The sequence below is a fragment of the Acidovorax sp. 94 genome (genome assembly GCF_003634645.1).
Taxonomy (GTDB): Bacteria; Pseudomonadota; Gammaproteobacteria; order Burkholderiales; family Burkholderiaceae_C; genus Acidovorax; species Acidovorax facilis.
On the sequence record NZ_RBJA01000001.1, the window covers coordinates 4,154,578 to 4,169,596 of the forward strand.

Genomic DNA, 15,019 nt, shown 5'->3' on the forward strand with positions numbered 1-15,019 from the left:
GTCTCCTGTCATGGTTATAAAAATCACTCAGCGGGCTCCGCGATGCATGGTGGCGGGCCGGGGCCTGGCTGTCACGCCATGGGCTTATGCGGTCTGGGGGCTCCCTGGGGCGGGGCCGGTGGTGACGTGCACGGTGAGGGGCAGGGGCGCGAGCACTTCGCGCAGGCGGGCCTGCAGCGCGTCGGTGTCTGGGCCCGGGGCCACGGTCACGCGCACGGCGTTGTCGCCCTCGGGCTGTACCTGGGGGCAGGGGCTGCCTGGGGCTTGTCCGCACACCCCATCGACCAGCGCCTGCACCGTGTGGCAGGCCGCGCGCTGGCGCAGATCGGGCTTGTAGATCTTGCCCACGTTGGTCACGGGCATGGTCTGCAGCACCTGCACCCAGCGCGGGCGGGCCACGGCCTCGTCCACGCGGTCGGCGGTGAAGGCCAGCAGTTCGGCCTCGGTCACAGCCGGTGCACCGGGCACCAGCGTGGCGTAGACCACGGGCAGCTCGCCCGCATAAGCATCGGGCGCGCCCACGGCGGCGCACAGCTGCACGGCGGGGTGGGCGCCCAGCGCGTCTTCGATCACCTTGGGGTCGATGTTGTGGCCGCTGCGGATGATGAGGTCCTTGGAGCGACCACTCAGGTGCAGGCGGCCCTGCTCATCCACAAAGCCCAGGTCACCCGTGGCCAGCCAGCCATCGGGCGTGAAGGCCTTGGCCGTGTCGGCTGCGTCGAGAAAGCCGGAGAACAGGTTGGGCGACTGGAACAGCACCATGCCCGGCTGGCCGGGCGGCAGGTCCTGGTCGGACGCATTGCCCTGCGCATCCAGCGCCACCACGCGCAGCTGGGTGTACGGCAGCCGCCAGCCCACGCAGCCTGCGGGCGCGTTGACCCCGGGCGGGGTGATGGTGGAGATGCCCGCCATCTCAGTCATGCCCAGGCTTTCGTGGATGTGCAGGCCAAACAGGCGCTCAAACCGCGCCGCCAGCTCGGGCGCCAGGATGGCCGCGCCGGTGCGGCAGTAGCGCAGCGTGGCAATGTCGGCCCCGTCCAGCGGCACGTTGGCCAGCGCCGCCAGCACTGTGGGCACGGCCGAGAGGTAGGTGCAGCGGTAGCGCTCTACCAGCCGCCAGTAGTTCGCAATCACCTCGCGGTTGCGGAACAGGCCGGTGGTGGGGATGATGGTCTCCACCCCTGCCGACAGCGCCGCCAGCGAGCCGGGCAGCACTCCCGCCACATGGAACAGCGGGTAGCCGTTGATGCCCACGTCCTCGGGCCGTATGCCCTGCATCTGCACGCTGCCCCAGGCGGTGAATACCTGCGCGCCGTGGCTGTGGCGGGCCAGCTTGGGCGCGCCGGTGGTGCCGCCGGTGTGGAAGTACGCGGCGATGTCGCTGGCCACAATGCGGCGGCCGCTCACCAGGTGGTCGCCCGGGTGCTGGTGGCGCGCGGCCAGGTCGAGCATGCCTGGGGGCAGGGCGGTTGTTGCGCCCGCTGCCTCGTCGTGCGGGGCTACGCGCAGCACTGTGGTCAGGGTGGGTACCAGGGCGCGCAGGCGCAGGGCCTTGCTCCAGTAGCCCAGGTCGCCCTCGCCGCCGTAGGCAATCAGCACCTTGGCCCGGGCCAAGGTCATCATGGCCGCGATCTTCTCGTCGGTGAGCATGGGATTGAGCGGCTGCACGATGCCCGCCGCCTCGCCACCCCACAGGGCCAGGTGGTATTCCAGGCAGCCGGGCAGCAGCACGGCCACGGCGTCCTGCGGGCCCACGCCCAGGTGGTGCAGCAGGTTGGCTGTCTGGTGGATGCCGGTGAGCAGCTGCGCATACGACCAGCGGATGGGTTCGGCAGCCGGGTCGGCGGCGGGCAAAAAGGCCAGCGCCGTCTTGTCGCCAAACGCCGCCGCCGAATTCACAAAAATTTCGTAGGTGCTTTGCACCGGTAGCGCCTCGGCCAGGGGGCGGGCTTCGAGCCGTTCCACATCCTGCAGGCTGCGCACCGGGGCACCTGGGGCAAAAGGACTGTGCAGTGGGGGCAACGAGGGGTGGCGCATGGGGTTGTCTCGGGTCTTGTGGGGAATCAGGTCGGTCACCGACGGTGCACATATGCGGCGTCGTCCTACCTGGCGGCGACCGCCGCTTGCCCACAGTCTGTCCGTGTGCCAGCGCAAAAGCAGTCACGCAGATGTCAGGGCAGGTTTTCAGGGCATACAGGCGATCCGCTGCGCGATGGACACCAGGCGTCTTGACGCGCCGGTGGCGCTGCAGCACACCCATAATGGACCTTGTTGATTGCCACTGCGCGCCCCGCTGCGCGCCTTTACTTCATGAACACACCGCAGCCGCCCAAACGTTTTTCGATGATCCGTGAGTTCCACTTGGCCGACTGGTTCACGCTGGGCAACGCGGTCTGCGGCGTGGGCGCGCTGTTCTCGGTCATGTCGTACCTGGAGACCAGCAATGTGGTGCATGTGTACTTCGCATGTGCCCTGGTGCTGGCCGCGCTGATCTTTGATGTGCTGGACGGCCGCATCGCCCGCTGGCGCCAGAAAAGCTCGGCCATGGGCCGCGAGCTGGACTCGCTGGCCGACGTGATCTCGTTTGGCGTGGCCCCGGCCATCATTGCCTATGGCTGCGGCATGCAGGGCCTGTACGACCGCATCGTGCTGGCCTACTTTGTGGCCTGCGGCGTGTCGCGCCTGGCGCGCTACAACGTCACGGCCGAAACGCTGTCGGGCGACGACGGCAAGGTCAAATACTTCGAGGGCACCCCCATCCCTACCTCCATCGTGCTGGTGGGCCTGCTGGCCCTGGCCGCCTGGCTGGGCGCAGTGCGCGAGAACCTGTGGTTTGGCAAGCTGCTGATCGGCGGCTTCACGCTGCACCCGCTGGTGCTGCTGTTTGCGGTGTCGGGGTCGCTGATGATCAGCCGGATTCGCATTCCGAAGCTCTGAGCCGCTGGCTAGCGCGTCCTTTCTTTGTGGATGTTGAACACCATGGCACTCCAAAAAATCGCAGCGTTCTCCGACGGCCCCCAGGGCGGCAACCCCGCCGGTGTATGGATCGGTGACGCGCTGCCCAGCCCCGCAGACATGCAGCGCATCGCCGCTGAGGTCGGTTTTTCTGAAACTGCGTTTGCCGCCCCGCTGGGCGATGGCCGCTGGCGGGTGCGCTATTTTTCGCCCGAGAGCGAGGTGCCCTTCTGTGGCCACGCCACGATTGCCCTGGGCGCCGCGCTCGCGCAGCGCAAGGGCGACGGCGTGTTTGCGCTGTCGCTGAGCCAGGCCGAGATCACGGTCGAAGGCCGTCGCGCGGGCGATCTGGTGCAGGCGGCGCTGCAGTCGCCCCCCACGCGCAGCGGGCCTGTGCCAGCGGCGCTGCTGGCCGATGCGCTGGCCCTGTTTGGCCTCAGCGCGGTCGATCTGGACCCGCGCATTCCGCCCGCGCTCATCCACGGCGGTGCGGACCACCTGGTGCTGGCGCTGCGCAGTCGCGAGGCTCTGGCGGCCATGCACTACGCGCTGGACGTTGGCCGCACGCTGATGGTGAACGCCAAGCTGGTCACCATTGTGCTGGTGTGGGTGGAGTCCGACCGGCTGCTGCACACCCGAAATGCCTTTGCGTCGGGCGGCGTGCTGGAAGACCCGGCCACAGGTGCCGCCACGGCCGCGCTGGCGGGCTACCTGCGCGACCTGGGCTGGCCGCACGGCGGTGCCATTGACGTGGTGCAGGGCGAAGACATGGGCATTCGCTCGCGCCTGCGGGCCGAGATCGGGCCGGTGGCTGGCGGCTCCATCCGCGTGTCGGGAACGGCACGATGGATGGGCGATGGCGAATGATTTTTGCTATTGAAAATATAGCTGCTGGCGCATGATTCACTAGCGCTACCGCCCGATTTGTGCAAAAAGCGGGCAAGCCGAGCACGCGGGGCTCTGTGCGCCCTGCCCGGTCTTCCGCTCAGGCGCTGATCTCGTCCTGGAGCCACTGCACAAAACGCAGCGTCTCCGGTGACGGGTCCGGCGCCATGCCCAGGTAGTGCCGCGTGAGCGGCAGCCGCAAGGTGGGCAGGGGCGACACCAGCCGCCCCGAGGCCAAGTCGTGGGTGATCAACGACACCGGGGCCACCGCAAAACCCAGCCCATCCACGGCGGCCTGCAGCACAAAGTGCAGGTGGTCAAACTGCAGACAGCTGGCGGGCTGGAGCCTTGGCGCGTTCACCAGCTTCTTCCAGCTTTCCCAGTCCTTGCTGCGCGATTTGGACAGCAGCAGCACGTGGGACGACAACGCCTCGGGCTGCGCCACCGAGCGCTGGACGAACAGGGCGGGTGCCCCCACCACCAGCGCCTCGTCTTCCAGAAACGGGTGGACCTGCATGCCCGGCGGCCACCCGCGTGGGCCGCGTCGCAGGGCCAGGTCGAAAGCCTCGGCCGCGTGGTCGGGTGCCAGCGTGCTGGTGATGACCTGGGGTTCGATGTCCGGGTGCTGGGCCACAAAACCCGGCAGCCGGGGGATCAGCCACCGCACCGCAAAGCTGGGCCGCACATTGATCTTCACGCTGCGCAGCCCGGCATCGCCCCGCAGCGACTGGGCGGCAGCGCCGATCTGCGCGAGCGCCGGCCCGACCTGTGCTTGGAACTGGTGGCCCGCCGCCGTGAGCAGCACCTGCCGCGTCTTGCGCTCGAACAGCTCCACACCCAGGTGCTCCTCCAGCGCCTTGATCTGGCGGCTGATGGCGCTGTGGGTGACGTGCAGCTCCAGCGCGGCGCGGGTAAAGCTCTGGTGGCGCGCCGCCGCTGCAAAGGCGCGGACGGCATTCAGCGGGGGCAGGCGGGGTGACATGCGTGCAATTTTGTCACGCATGGCGCGCAGCAATATCGTTTGTCGCGCCGGGCACCGCCGCGCACCATGCGGGCCATGCCACAGCCTTCAGCCAACCCCTCTGCCTCAGACCTCCACTCGCGCCGCGCCGCCTTGGCGCTGGGCCTGTCACTCCCCGGGGACACGGTGCTCTACCTGCTGCTGCCGATGTTTGCCCCGGCGTTTGGCGTCACCCTGTTTGAAGCGGGCATTCTGCTGGCCGCAAATCGCCTCGTGCGCATTGCGGGCTACGGGGCGGTGGCGCGGTTCTATGCCCGCCATGGCGAGCGTCTCACCTGCTCGCTGGCCGTGCTGGCCGCCGCTGCGTGTGCGCTGGGGTACGCCACCCTCAGCGGCTTCATCGCCTTGTTGGGCCTGCGGCTGCTGTGGGGCCTGGCGTTTGCGGCGCTGAACCTCGCCACGCAGGCGCTGGCCACGGCCGAGTCTGCGGGCGCAGCGCGCCGCGCCGGGCAGTCGCGCGCCTTTGCAGCGTTGGGGCCCATGCTGGCCCTGCCTGCCGGGGGTGTCTGCGCGCTGTGGTGGGAGCCCCGGGCCATCTTCTTTGTGTTTGCGGCTGTTGCGTTGTGCGCCTTGCTGGCCACGCGGCACTTGCCCGCCCAGCCGCATGCCCTGCCGCCACCGCCCAAGCGCTGGGGCAAGTTGCCGGGCCGCCTGGACCGTTTTTCATTCGTCGAGGGGCTGGTGCTGGACGGCCTGTTCATCATCGGCCTGTCCTACCTCGGCCGCGATGTGCTGCCGGGCCATCCGGTAGTCGTGGCGGGGCTGTTGCTGTCGGTGCGCTACCTCGCCGAGATCGTGCTGAGTGCGGTGGGTGGCGGCCTGGCCGAGCGCTATGGCGCCGAAGTGCTGCTCGTAGGTTTCGCCGTGCTCACGTCGGTGGCCCTGGTGGGTTTTGGCCTAGGGTGGCTGTGGACCAGCGCACTGGCCATCGTGGTTTTGCGGGCCCTGTTGCTGCCACTGTTGCCGCCGCTGGTCGCGCGCCGCACACCGGGGCCGGGGCGCATCCAGGCCCTGGCAACGCGGTCGGTCTGGCGGGACCTGGGCGCCGGTGCGGGCCCGGTGCTGGCGGGTGTGCTGCTGCCCATTGCGCCGTCCGCCTGGGTGTATGGCGTCGCAGCCTTGCTGCTGTCGGCCACGGCCATCGCCTGCTGGGTGCCCCGCGGCGATGGATAAGGCACGCAGCGGCCACCGCCCCCTTTTCACAAACCTCTGCTTTGGAGAATTGCCCTTGAACATTCACACCACCCTGATCCGCTGTGCCGGTGGCACGGTCGACCTCCCCGCGCGGCCCATGAACCACCGCGGCGATGGCGGGCATGTGCTGGTCCACCCGCCGCGTCCCGTCTGGGAACGCAGCGAGCTGACGCCCGAAGAGCTGGCGCATTGGTCGTGCCTGGTGGCCGCAACGGGCCGGGCCATGCTCGACACCTTGCCGCAGCTTGCCGGTGGCTGCCTGAACTACTGGGAGGCGGGCAACAACGCGCTGAACCCACTGGCCCATCCCCAGGGGCCGAAAACCCCCGCGCTGCACCGCAAGATGCACCTGCATGTGTTTGGACGAAGCCCCAGGGCCACGCACCCGGACTGGCTGTGGGGCGAACCACCCCGGTTCCCGAATTTTGCGCAGTCTGAGGCTTGGACCCAGCAGTTCACACGGCTGGAGGACGATGAAGGCGCCGCGCTGGGTGCGCGCATTCAGGTGTTGCTGGATACGCGGTATGCACTGAGTCTGGTGGGCTGACGACACCCGCCTGCAAAAGAATTGCTATAAAAATAGTAGCTCTAAGTGCTTGTTAATAAAGCGCTAGGCCGTATTTTTATGCAAACCCTTTTGTCACGGGTACTACGCCACCGCAGGCCGCCGGTTCACCAGCACGATGCCCGCCGCCACCAACACCAGTGCCGCCACCAGCCCCGGCGTTACCGGCTCACCCAGCCACAGCGCGCCAAATAGCAGCGCAAACACCGGCGTGAGGAACACAAACACCGAGATCTTGGTGGCAGGGTAGTGCGCCAGCATCCACATCCAGGCGAGGTAGCTCACAAACGCACCCACCAGCGCCTGCACCAGTAGCGAACCCCAGGCAAAGCCGCTGAACTGCCATACCCAGGCCTCACCCAGGCCCAGCGATAGCACTGGCAATACCGCCGTGCTCACCGCCACTTGATAGAAAAGCTGCTTGGCAGGCGCCACGCGTGCCAGCGGTGTGGTGCGGATGACCACCGTGGTCAGCGCCCACGTGTTGGCGCTGTGGGTGACCCGCAGTTCCAGTGTGGCGCGGGCAAAGCTCCGCTGCCGCGCCGCCACCACAATGGCGCGGACCGCGTTCAGCGAGGGGCACGCTGGGTGGCATGCTGGCGATTTTCAAACGCGTGGGACGTCGCGAAATCGTCTGGCGTGAAACGGTCGTTTGGCAAGTCGTTTGTCAGAGGCTGCATGCTGCGCCTTTAGGTTCCGTTGTCGGCAATCCCCGGAATCTGATTCTGAGGCGGTGAACCCGGCCAACGGGCTGTATAGGCCGGGTGCACAGGGGTCAGGGGCAGGCCCAGACCCCGTTGCGGCGGTTGAAAAGCTCGCCGTAAAAAAGAGCATTGCCATTGTTGGCTAGTGCCCATGAGGCGGCAGTCTCACGTGCAATGACAGCCTGCCGCTGCCATGCTGCGCCGTCGCGCGCAAACAGGGCGATGTGCCACCCCGGTGCTGTGCTTCCGGTGCCCGGGCTTGCGCACGTGAGGTCTGCGGCCGTGATGTGGTATTCCGCCGGTAGCGCGTTGGGCGCGTTCCGGGCTTCCACCGCCATGGTGTTGCCGTCGTGGGAGAGCGTCATGGCGCTGTACCGCGATGCGGCAATGTCCAGGAAATTCACGATGCCCACAGGCAGCCGCGCTTGTTCGGTCCATCCATCGACCCCGTTCTGCGCGTAGATATGCACGTGCGGTGGCGTGAAGTTCACGCCGCGGGTGATGGCGCCGCTGTTCAGTGCCAGCGTACTGCCGTCGCCCGACAGGGCGAGGGCTGTGCCCACGATGCTGTCGCCTGGCGCGAAATGGCTTTGCGCGGCCCACGTGGTGCCCGTGCGCACATAGGTGAAAACGGCGTTGGAGTCGTTGGTTGCCGCCCCAAAGCGCCCCGTGACCGCCAGCAGGTTGCCGTTGGCCGACAGTGCCAGCCGGTCGGGGACTATCTGGCAGGGCTGGGGGCAGGCAGCGGGCGTCTGGGTCGAGGCAATCGTGGTTGGCTGGCTCCAGGTGCCGCTGCTGCGCTGGTAAATCTGTACCTTGGACTCTTCGCTGGCGGCCAGCGTGTTGCCGTCCGCTGAAAGCGCGATCCAGTACGCACTGGTGGGGATTTCCGCCTGCTGCTGCCATGGCTGGCCAGCGGCCGTGCGCGCGAACACCAACAAGGTGCTCGTCGAGCCGTTGTAGCTGCGAAGGACCAGGGTCAGGCCGTCTTGGGATATGGGGTCGAAATTGCTTGATGAGGATTTGAGGGGGGCACGTCCCGAGGAGAATTCGTAGCTGATGCGGCTGGGAAGGTCCAGCGCCTTTGCTGCGGTGAAGGCTCCACATCCATCGCTGTTACAAGCCCGCAGGCGGAAGGTTGCGTTGATGAAATCAGGGATTCGGGCGAGATTCAGGTGGCCGAACTGTCGTTGCGTCGTGGAGTAGAAACTGAGGCCTTGCGCCGCGCCCATCTGTACTTCCGTCTGAGGCCCTGGGCCATCCATGTCGGCAAAGAGCTCATAGCGCGTGGCGCCCGGTGTGGCGCTCCACGCAAAACTCAGGGCCCCGCTGTTCTCAAAGTTCTCGGGGGCGGGCAGCGTGCTGGTGACGGGGGGCTGGCCAGGCTCTGCGGAGCCTGAGCCGCCGCCGCAGCCTGCCAAGGCCAGTGCGGCACAGCCCAGGGCCAGCGTGGCTCGCAAGGTCGGCAAGGCCCGGGGGGCCCACTGGTGAACGGCTTCGGGTGCAAAGGTCAGTGTGACGTGACGCATGGATACCTTTTTGAAGAAAGCGTGAAATGGTGCCCAGGTACCGGTGGCGGTACTTCGCAGCGGTGATTCAGACCGTCCCAGTGTGTTCTTCCCACACACCTGGACCAGGAATCTTCGACAGCGAGTGTCATGAAAATGATAGCTGCCATCACTACGCAGGTAGCCCTATGGCACCATTTGATACAAATGCTCAACCCGCCCGTCGGTTCACCAGCACAATCCCCGCCGCCACCAGCACCAGTGCCGCCACCAGCCCCGGCGTGACCGGTTCGCCCAGCCACAGCGCGCCAAACAGCAGCGCAAACACGGGCGTGAGGAACACAAACACCGAAATCTTGGTCGCCGGGTAGTGCGCCAGCATCCACATCCAGGCCAGGTAGCTCACAAATGCGCCCACCAGGGCCTGCACCAGCAGCGAGCCCCAGGCAAACGCGCTGAACTGCCAGACCCAGGACTCGCCCAGATCCAGCGACAGCACCGCCGTGCTCACGCCCATCTAGTACACAACTGCTTGGCAGGGGCCACGCTCGCCAGAGGCGTCGTGCGGATGACCACTCTGGTCAGCGCCCACACGAGGGCGATGTGGCTGGATGTGCAGCTCCAGCGCGGCGTGGGTCAAGCTCTGGTGCCATAGCGTCGCAACAAAGGCCCGGACCGCGTCCAGCAGGGGCGGGTGCTACAACATGCGGGTGAGGTTCACACGCATGCGACGCCGTCAAAATCGTCCGGCGAGAAATGATTGCTAGACAAGCCGCCCGTCAGCGGTTACACACCTCGCCTCCTGGCGCCGCTGTTTGCGATCTCGGGGCGTTGACTATCAGTCGGATCAAGCTACCGGAGCTGTGATGGTTCGTGCAATGCGTTAGTTTCAGGCATGTCTGCACGCGTGCCCGTTTGGGGTGGCTGCGGGGTGACGTTCAACCGCAAGATTCCCACAGCCACCGTGTCAATTACTCGCCTTTGCTAGGTCAGTTACAGGCCCATATGCCATTGCTTCGTGTGAACAGCGTGTTTCCATAGATCAACGCACTCCCGTCGTTGGCAAAGGCCCACGGGGTCAGCGGCTGAGCAGCGCTCACGGCCTGCCCTTGAAGAGTCCATGTGTCACTGCTGCGTGAATAAAGTGCAATGCGCTGCGTCTCGCCAGAGTAGGTCGCCGGGGCGCCGCATGCCGCCTGTCCGGGCACTTTGGCGGTATTCACGGCGAGGGTATTGCCGTCGCTTGAGAACACCATGGAGCCGTACGCCCTTCCGCCAGAGAGCGGAGGCGTGTAGGTGTAGAGCGTGGCTGGAATCCGACTTTGCTGGGACCAAGCACCGTTGCCATCGTGCGCGAAGACGATGACTACAGGAGTGGTGGCTGTCTGCAACAGATCACGGTCGGTCACGGCCAAGGTGCTGCCGTCGGCCGACAGGGCCATGCTCGCGATGAAGGTGCCTTCGGTATTCAACGAGGTCTGGGGTGCCCAGGAGGTTCCAGTGCGGGTGTATGTGAAAACGGCGCTGGAGGATGTGGTGCCCGAGGAGATGACAGCAGAAACAGTCAGCAGGTTGCCGTCCGCTGAAAGCGCCATGTGATCGGCGATCTCAGCTTGGCAGGGTTGGGCGCAAGTTGACGGTGCGGTGCTGGTGTCTAGCCGGGCCTGCTCGTTCCATGTGCTGCCGTTGCGCCGGTACATATACACCGCGTCTGTCACGACGCGGGTGCCTGTGCTGGTCGAGATTTGTTTCATGGATCGCACTGCCAAGGTATTCCCGTCGGCCGACAGCACGGCCCCACCGACGTAGTAGGCACCCGATTGCAGTGACGCTTGCTGCAGCCACGGCTGATTTTTGCCGCTGCGTGCGAAAACGAGCATTGTGGTATTCGAGCCATAGCTTGCTGCGGTGAGCACTAGAGTGAGAGCATCCTTGGACAGCATGCCCGTGGAGAGATATGCACTTGCATATTGGACGAGGGGAACAGAGCCCGAAGGAAATTCGTGGCTTATGCCCTTCGTGATGTCGAATGCCTTGGTGTCCGAGAAGCTCCCGCAACCGGCCGCATTGCATGCTCGCAGGCGGTAGCTGGCGTTGAGGGCTTCAGGAAAATTGACATAGGCGCCGAACGAACCGGTGACTCGACTGCCGTCGGAAGCGAGTGAGTAGCTGAACCTTTGGGGATCACGCTGTGTTTCCGCAAGAGGGCCCGAGCCGTCCGGGTCTACGAAAAGCTCGTAACGTGTCGCAGTCGCAGTAGGTGTCCAGGAGAAATCAAGGGACGAACCGACGGTGAAGTTTTCGGGTGCTGCAGGCGCGGAGGGAGTTGGTGCGGGAGGTGTTGATTCAGAGTCAGAACCCCCTCCGCAGCCCGTGAGGACCAGCGCCGCGACTCCCAAGACCAGCGCGTGGCGCCAGCCTTGTTGTGATTCAATTGGAGAGCGTTGAAGGGAGGGGCGGAAGAAAACGTTGTCAGTCATGCATGCTCTTTCTTAAGGTCATAAAAAGAACGCGGGATTTGTGGCCGCATGCCGCGTACTCTAGCGAGATAGAGAGAAATCACCACCAGCGCAATGTCTTGTTACTTTCCGCCTTTGCGTTGCTCTATCTCAGAGACTTGATAGCGCTCTACCACGCCTTGGTGCTGGCTACTATGGAAAATGCAGCTGACAACGTTTTGATCATTGACTAGGACTCAATTGCTCTATGCGTCAATGTTGCACCCCTATGCCTGACGCAGGCCGCCGGTTCACCAGCACAATGCCCGCCGCCACCAGCACCAGTGCCGCCACCAGCCCGGGCGTCACGGGCTCACCCAGCCACAGCGCGCCAAATAGCAGCGCAAACACCGGCGTGAGGAACACAAACACCGAGATCTTGGTGGCAGGGTAGTGCGCCAGCATCCACATCCAGGCGAGGTAGCTCACAAACGCACCCACCAGCGCCTGCACCAGTAGCGAACCCCAGGCAAAGCCGCTGAACTGCCATACCCAGGCCTCACCCAGGCCCAGCGATAGCACTGGCAATACCGCCGTGCTCACCGCCACTTGATAGAAAAGCTGCTTGGCAGGCGCCACGCGTGCCAGGGGCGTGGTGCGGATAACTACCGTGGTCAGCGCCCACATCAGGCCTGCGGCTAGTCCTAGCAAATCTCCCAGCCAGCCTTTGGGCAGCGCCGTGCTGGCATGGCCCAGCAGCCCGTCGCCCAGCGCCAGCCCCACGCCCACAAACGCAGCCGCCAGGCCCAGCCACTGCCAGCCTTGCAGGCGCTCACCGGGGATGAAACGCGGCAGCAGCAATGCCACCCAGAAGGGCGACGCATACAAAAACACCGTGAGCCGCGAGGCGGTGGTGTACTGCAGGCCCAGATAGATGCACGCGAACTCGCCTGCAAACAGCGCCCCCGCCAACAGCCCGGCACGCGTGGCCCCGGCGGGCTCGCCCGCGCCGGAAAGGCCTACACCACGCCACAAGCACCAGGCCGCTACCGCGACCGTGGCCAGCGCAAAGCGCACAAAGGCCTGGAACACGGGCGCCACCTCAGCCACCGTGGCCTTGACCAGCACCTGCTGGAAGCCCCAGAACATGCAGCACGCGAGCAGCAGGGAGATGGCGAGGGAGTCGATATGGGTTTTGCGGGCAGACAGGGACATCGGTCGATTATGAAAGGCAAGCCTTGCGCTTCAGGTCGCCTGTGTGCCGTGACCTTCTGGCCCTGCGCAGCGCCGCGGCGACGACAGGCAACGCTAAGCGTGGGTAGTTGGTCCTACAGCGGTTGCGCTTTTGGCGGACGCTGCCAGGCGGGTGATCTGGTTAGTGTGTGGCTTTCGGGTACGCACCAACTCTGCACCACCCTGCGGCGAAAGCCCTTGCCTTTGCCCTTCAAAGATCCAACATGAACGTATCCCACACAGATCCGGACCGCGCCGAGCCAAGGAGCGAAGGGCAAAGGCATGGACGGCACAAGGACCGGCTGCTGTCCGGCGCTGCACTGCTGGTTTTGGTTGTCCTGCTGCTGGGGTTTATGCGGCTGTGGCCAGCGATGCAGCAGCCATCGCAGACCACAGGAGCGCTGTTCTTGGGCGTCGGCTTGGCGAACTCTGTAGACACATCACCCGCGAAGGTCGCGTCGCCAGCGCCGCAGCCAACCCAGGTACCGCGCAGGGCACAGTTCGGTAAGGAGCCCGCCTCGGCCGAAGCCCGCCAGATCGCGGCGTGGGCCTTGCACTCGGGTGACAACCAGAACCGCGCGGTCGTGGTGGTCGACAAAATGCACGCAAAGGTCTATGTGTTTGACCGCGACGGTGCGCTCCAGGGCGCGGCCCCGGCGTTGATGGGGTCGGCCATCGGCGATCACACCGTTCCCGGCGTGGGGCACAAGCCCGTCGGCCAGGTACTGCCCGAAGAGCGCACCACCCCCGCAGGCCGGTTCGTTGCCGAAACCGGTTTGAACGCCAATGGCGAAGACGTGGTTTGGGTGGACTACGACGCGGCGGTGTCCATGCACCGAGTGCGGGCCAACGTCAAAGCCGAGCGTCGGTTGGAGCGGCTGGCCTCCAGCACCGCCGCAGACAACCGTATCTCCTTCGGTTGCATCAACCTTCCCGTCTCTTTCTACGAAAAAGTGCTGAGCCCCCTGGTGCGTGGCACGGGCGCTGTGGTGTACGTGCTGCCCGAGACACAACCGGCCGCCGCACTTTTTGGCGCCTATGACCTGCCTGCGCAGTGATGCCCATTGACCCACGGTGTGTGCGGGCTTGTAGAACAGGGTGTTTTCGGAGTGCGATGGCAAGACCCACACCGTGCAGGCCCGTCCCTGTCCGACACGCGCTCCGGTCTCCAGCTGACGTGGCGCCAGCCGCAAACAACTAGCCTGGGTACAGCTGGCGATGTTGCTGGCGATTTCCAAATTCACCACACACCAAGGAGTCTCCACATGACTGCATCGAACACGCTCAAGACATTGCTCGCGGGCCTGGCTACCGTCGCCGTTGTTGGCACCGCTATGGCGCAGGGCACGCCACCCACCACCGCAAGCCCCAACGCTGCCACGGGCGCCGGCCAGCAAAGCTCGCAAGGCACGCCGATGGGCACCACGGGCGTTGGCGGTGGGGGCGCCGCGACGGCGACCACGCAAGCCGCTCCAGCACCTGCCGCTGCAGCCCCCGTAACCACAGACAGGACCATGTCGGGCTCCGGCGGTGCGACAACCCGCCCCATGCGCGCTGACCGCAACTAAGCCGGGGAACCCTGGCAATAGCAAGAATGCCGGGTACGCCCGGCTTTTTTGTGGGTGAGGGCGCGCGAACAGTGCAAACACGCCGTGAACAAGCGCTTACGTGGCCCCACGGTACACTTTGCGCCTTCTGAAACGGTTCCCGCGCTCCTTTCCACACCCCATTCATGGCCCTTACGACGGCGGCGCAGTCCCGCACCAGCTTTGACCTCAAGAGCGCCTCGCTGCCCGTGGTGGCCGTGGTGCTCAAGACCACCGACGCCGCGCAGTTCGCCGCCGACCTGGCCGAGCGCGTGGCCGACGCCCCGGGCTTTTTTGACAACGACCCCGTGCTGATCGACCTGGCCGCCGTGCGCGAGGCCGAGGCACCCATCGACTTTGCTGCCATCGTGGCCGAGCTGCGCAGCCGCAGCACCCTGCCCGTGGCCGTGCGCGGCGGCAACCCCGCCCAGATGGACGCTGCGCGCGCCGCAGGGCTGGCGGTAGCGCCCGATGCACCGCCTGCCCGTGCGGAGCCCCCCGCCCCCGAGGTGCGCGAGGTCATCCGCGAAGTCGTGCGCGAGGTGGAGGTCGTTCGCGAAGTGCCCATGCCAGGCCCCGGCACCGTGGTGGTGGACAAGCCCCTGCGCTCCGGCCAGCAGGTGTATGCGCGCGGCGCCGACCTGGTGGTGATGGCCGTGGTGAGTTTTGGCGCCGAGGTGATTGCCGACGGCAACATCCACGTCTATGCCCCGCTGCGCGGCCGTGCGATTGCCGGCGCGCGGGGCAACACCGAAGCACGTATTTTTTCGACCTGCCTGGAGCCGCAGCTGGTCTCCATCGCGGGCATCTACCGCACCACCGAGACCGAGTTGCCCGCCGATGTGCGTGGCAAGCCCGCCCAGGTGCGGCTCGACGGCGAGAAGCTCATCATCGAGCCGCTGGCCTGAGTTCCCATTTCATTCGTACCAA

The 15,019-nt window shown here is 65.9% G+C and carries 12 protein-coding genes and 2 pseudogenes; 7 read left to right on the plus strand and 7 right to left on the minus strand.

Translation table 11 applies throughout. From position 1 onward, the window contains the following. Positions 1-84: 84 nt before the first annotated feature. Positions 85-2,037 (minus strand): AMP-binding protein, encoded by a 1,953-nt coding sequence (locus C8C94_RS19100; protein ID WP_121421833.1) that lies wholly within the window; start codon positions 2,035-2,037, stop codon positions 85-87. Between the two features lie 273 nt (positions 2,038-2,310). Between C8C94_RS19100 and pssA the strand changes: the two genes are divergently transcribed. Both pssA and C8C94_RS19110 read left to right on the plus strand, forming a co-directional pair. After that, positions 2,311-2,937 (plus strand): CDP-diacylglycerol--serine O-phosphatidyltransferase, encoded by a 627-nt coding sequence (gene pssA, locus C8C94_RS19105; protein ID WP_056057700.1) that lies wholly within the window; start codon positions 2,311-2,313, stop codon positions 2,935-2,937. A 42-nt stretch (positions 2,938-2,979) separates the two neighbouring features. Further along, positions 2,980-3,822 carry a PhzF family phenazine biosynthesis protein gene (locus C8C94_RS19110; protein ID WP_121422981.1) on the plus strand — a complete coding sequence of 281 codons (843 nt, stop codon included), beginning with the start codon at positions 2,980-2,982 and terminating at the stop codon, positions 3,820-3,822. Positions 3,823-3,940: 118 nt separating this feature from the next. On the opposite strand, the gene C8C94_RS19115 is transcribed toward C8C94_RS19110, so the two are convergent. Beyond that, positions 3,941-4,822: a LysR substrate-binding domain-containing protein gene (locus tag C8C94_RS19115; protein ID WP_121422982.1), complete on the minus strand. Its 882-nt coding sequence runs from the start codon at positions 4,820-4,822 to the stop codon at positions 3,941-3,943. A gap of 66 nt (positions 4,823-4,888) precedes the next feature. Here C8C94_RS19115 and C8C94_RS19120 point away from each other — a divergent pair, with 66 nt between their 5' ends. Both C8C94_RS19120 and C8C94_RS19125 read left to right on the plus strand, forming a co-directional pair. Beyond that, on the plus strand, positions 4,889-6,034 hold the full coding sequence (locus C8C94_RS19120; RefSeq protein WP_370449750.1) for an MFS transporter: 1,146 nt from the start codon (positions 4,889-4,891) through the stop codon (positions 6,032-6,034). Positions 6,035-6,089: 55 nt separating this feature from the next. Beyond that, positions 6,090-6,602, plus strand: coding sequence for a hypothetical protein (locus tag C8C94_RS19125; protein ID WP_121421835.1), 513 nt, complete (start codon positions 6,090-6,092; stop codon positions 6,600-6,602). 102 nt (positions 6,603-6,704) lie between these two features. Here the strand turns inward: C8C94_RS19125 and C8C94_RS19130 are convergent. The 5 genes and pseudogenes from C8C94_RS19130 to C8C94_RS19155 form a co-directional block, all read right to left on the minus strand. After that, positions 6,705-7,100, minus strand: a pseudogene (locus tag C8C94_RS19130) (EamA family transporter); the annotation flags it as partial. Positions 7,101-7,395: 295 nt separating this feature from the next. Continuing rightward, entirely contained in the window at positions 7,396-8,853 is a 1,458-nt protein-coding gene (locus C8C94_RS19135; RefSeq protein ID WP_121421836.1) for a hypothetical protein, read from the minus strand. Positions 8,854-9,043: 190 nt separating this feature from the next. Further along, positions 9,044-9,429: pseudogene (locus C8C94_RS19140) on the minus strand (EamA family transporter); the annotation flags it as partial. 392 nt (positions 9,430-9,821) lie between these two features. Next, positions 9,822-11,312 carry a hypothetical protein gene (locus C8C94_RS25495; RefSeq protein ID WP_147433283.1) on the minus strand — a complete coding sequence of 497 codons (1,491 nt, stop codon included), beginning with the start codon at positions 11,310-11,312 and terminating at the stop codon, positions 9,822-9,824. Positions 11,313-11,543: 231 nt separating this feature from the next. Next, on the minus strand, positions 11,544-12,485 hold the full coding sequence (locus C8C94_RS19155) for a DMT family transporter (protein WP_121421838.1): 942 nt from the start codon (positions 12,483-12,485) through the stop codon (positions 11,544-11,546). 242 nt (positions 12,486-12,727) lie between these two features. Between C8C94_RS19155 and C8C94_RS19160 the strand changes: the two genes are divergently transcribed. The 3 genes from C8C94_RS19160 to minC all read left to right on the plus strand — a co-directional run bounded on the left by C8C94_RS19160 (position 12,728) and on the right by minC (position 14,997). Continuing rightward, a complete protein-coding gene (locus C8C94_RS19160) occupies positions 12,728-13,561 on the plus strand; it encodes a hypothetical protein (protein WP_233573518.1) in 834 nt (277 codons plus the stop codon). Positions 13,562-13,768: 207 nt separating this feature from the next. Then, positions 13,769-14,071, plus strand: coding sequence for a hypothetical protein (locus tag C8C94_RS19165; protein ID WP_055397269.1), 303 nt, complete (start codon positions 13,769-13,771; stop codon positions 14,069-14,071). A 164-nt stretch (positions 14,072-14,235) separates the two neighbouring features. Continuing rightward, positions 14,236-14,997 carry a septum site-determining protein MinC gene (gene minC / locus C8C94_RS19170; RefSeq protein ID WP_121421839.1) on the plus strand — a complete coding sequence of 254 codons (762 nt, stop codon included), beginning with the start codon at positions 14,236-14,238 and terminating at the stop codon, positions 14,995-14,997. The last annotated feature ends 22 nt before the right edge of the window (positions 14,998-15,019 follow it).

Excerpts from the sequence above, each read along its gene's own strand:
- C8C94_RS25495 (WP_147433283.1), bottom strand. The coding sequence starts at position 11,312 with ATGACTGACAACGTTTTCTTCCGCCCCTCCCTTCAACGCTCTCCAATT.
- C8C94_RS19160 (WP_233573518.1), top strand. The coding sequence starts at position 12,728 with ATGAACGTATCCCACACAGATCCGGACCGCGCCGAGCCAAGGAGCGAA.
- C8C94_RS19120 (WP_370449750.1), top strand. The coding sequence starts at position 4,889 with ATGCGGGCCATGCCACAGCCTTCAGCCAACCCCTCTGCCTCAGACCTC.
- C8C94_RS19110 (WP_121422981.1), top strand. The coding sequence starts at position 2,980 with ATGGCACTCCAAAAAATCGCAGCGTTCTCCGACGGCCCCCAGGGCGGC.
- C8C94_RS19135 (WP_121421836.1), bottom strand. The coding sequence starts at position 8,853 with ATGCGTCACGTCACACTGACCTTTGCACCCGAAGCCGTTCACCAGTGG.
- C8C94_RS19115 (WP_121422982.1), bottom strand. The coding sequence starts at position 4,822 with ATGTCACCCCGCCTGCCCCCGCTGAATGCCGTCCGCGCCTTTGCAGCG.
- pssA (WP_056057700.1), top strand. The coding sequence starts at position 2,311 with ATGAACACACCGCAGCCGCCCAAACGTTTTTCGATGATCCGTGAGTTC.
- C8C94_RS19100 (WP_121421833.1), bottom strand. The coding sequence starts at position 2,037 with ATGCGCCACCCCTCGTTGCCCCCACTGCACAGTCCTTTTGCCCCAGGT.
- C8C94_RS19165 (WP_055397269.1), top strand. The coding sequence starts at position 13,769 with ATGACTGCATCGAACACGCTCAAGACATTGCTCGCGGGCCTGGCTACC.
- minC (WP_121421839.1), top strand. The coding sequence starts at position 14,236 with ATGGCCCTTACGACGGCGGCGCAGTCCCGCACCAGCTTTGACCTCAAG.
- C8C94_RS19155 (WP_121421838.1), bottom strand. The coding sequence starts at position 12,485 with ATGTCCCTGTCTGCCCGCAAAACCCATATCGACTCCCTCGCCATCTCC.